Below are 1,605 nucleotides of genomic sequence, written 5' to 3' on the forward strand. Positions count from 1 at the left end.
GTGTCGAGACCAACACGGTCCCATCGAGCGCGGAGGTGACCGTGTTGGTCTCGACACGCTCGCTGGCGCTCGCGGCTCGACCAGCGGGGTGAGTCAGTCGTCGGCGATGGCGGCGTCGATCTTCTTCCTGGCGCCGTCGAGCCACTCCTGGCACAGGGTGGCCAGCTTCTCGCCACGCTCCCACAGAGCCAGGGACTCCTCGAGAGTGATGCCGCCGGTCTCGAGCTTGCGGACGACCTCGACCAGCTCCTCGCGGGCCTGCTCATAGGACAGGTTCTTGTCGTCATCAGTCATCGGCTACATCCTTGGTGGGCTCAGTTTTCTCGATCGAGGTGATGGTTGTCGTCAGGCGGCCGTCGGCGAGGCGGATGCTGACCGCGGCGCCCTCGGTGGCGTCGGCGACGCTGGTGAGCACGTGTCCGTCGGCATCCTGGGCGACGGCGTACCCCCGTCTCAGCGTCTCCAGGGGTGAGAGCGCGCGAGCGCGGGCACGATGGTGGCCGATGTCGTCGGCGGCCCGGTCGAGGGCATGGCCGACGGTGCGGCGGGCGCGGTCGCGCAGCGAGGTGACCTCGTCGCGCCGGGCGTCGATCAGCGAGCGCGGGTCGGCCAGCACCGGCCGCGAGCGCAACGCGTCCAGGAGCGTCTGCTCGCGGTGGATCAGCGCGGCGATCCCGCCGCGGAGCCGGTCGCGTCCGGTCGCGACGATCCGCTGCTCCTCGACCACGTCGGGTACGACGAGCTTGGCCGCATCGGTCGGGGTCGAGGCACGTACGTCGGCGGCAAGGTCCAGCAGCGGCGAGTCGGGCTCGTGGCCGATCGCGGAGACGACCGGGGTGCGAGCGGCGTGCACCGCGCGGATCAGGTGCTCGTCGGAGAACGGCAGCAGGTCCTCCACCGAACCACCGCCGCGGGCGATGACGATCACGTCGACCTCGGGGTCGCGGTCGAGCCGCTGCAGCTTCTCGACGACGTCGGCAGCGCTGCGGGCCCCCTGCATCGCGGCGTACGCCACCTCGAACCGCACCTGCGGCCACCGTCGCTTCGCGTTCTCGAGCACGTCCCGCTCGGCCGCGGAGTTGGCCGCGGTGAGGAGCCCGACCTTGGTCGGCAGGAAGGGGAGCGGCCGCTTGAGCTCGGCGGCGAAGAGCCCCTCGGCAGCCAGCAGCTGCCGGCGCTGCTCGAGCCGGGCGAGCAGCTCACCGAGCCCGACCGGACGGATGTCGCGGGCCTGCAGCGACAGGGTGCCGCGGTTGGCGTAGTAGGACGGCTTCGCGTGGATGATCACCGAGGCGCCCTCGACCAGCGGCGGACTGAGGCTGTCGAGCAGGAACCTGGTGCATGTCACGGGCACCGAGATGTCGGCCACCGAGTCGCGCAGGGTCAGGAAGACGGTCTGCATCCCCGGCCGCCGGCTCAGCTGGGCCACCTGCCCCTCCACCCAGACCGCACCGAGCTTGTCGATCCAGCCGCCGATCGCGTTCGCGATCTGCCGCACCGGAGCGGGCGACTCGGGGGAGGTGTCCAACGCCATGGCTGCCACCCTAATGCCGCCGAGTCGGCTCATCCTGACCCATATACCTTAGGTGTGTTGTTGTCTTTTGT

Annotated in this window: 2 protein-coding genes; both read right to left on the minus strand. The window is 70.5% G+C overall.

What is annotated here, in order from left to right; genetic code table 11:
- Positions 1-93: 93 nt before the first annotated feature.
- Positions 94-294: an exodeoxyribonuclease VII small subunit gene (locus ACFV9G_RS29820; RefSeq protein WP_378733094.1), complete on the minus strand. Its 201-nt coding sequence runs from the start codon at positions 292-294 to the stop codon at positions 94-96.
- Positions 287-1,534: an exodeoxyribonuclease VII large subunit gene (gene xseA / locus ACFV9G_RS29825; protein ID WP_378733096.1), complete on the minus strand. Its 1,248-nt coding sequence runs from the start codon at positions 1,532-1,534 to the stop codon at positions 287-289. Before xseA ends, ACFV9G_RS29820 begins: the two co-directional genes overlap by 8 nt.
- Positions 1,535-1,605 lie beyond the last annotated feature (71 nt).

This window comes from Nocardioides sp. NPDC059952 (assembly GCF_042730435.1).
In the GTDB taxonomy this organism is placed as follows: Bacteria; Actinomycetota; Actinomycetes; order Propionibacteriales; family Nocardioidaceae; genus Nocardioides.

Excerpts from the sequence above, each read along its gene's own strand:
- ACFV9G_RS29820 (WP_378733094.1), bottom strand. The coding sequence starts at position 294 with ATGACTGATGACGACAAGAACCTGTCCTATGAGCAGGCCCGCGAGGAG.
- xseA (WP_378733096.1), bottom strand. The coding sequence starts at position 1,534 with ATGGCGTTGGACACCTCCCCCGAGTCGCCCGCTCCGGTGCGGCAGATC.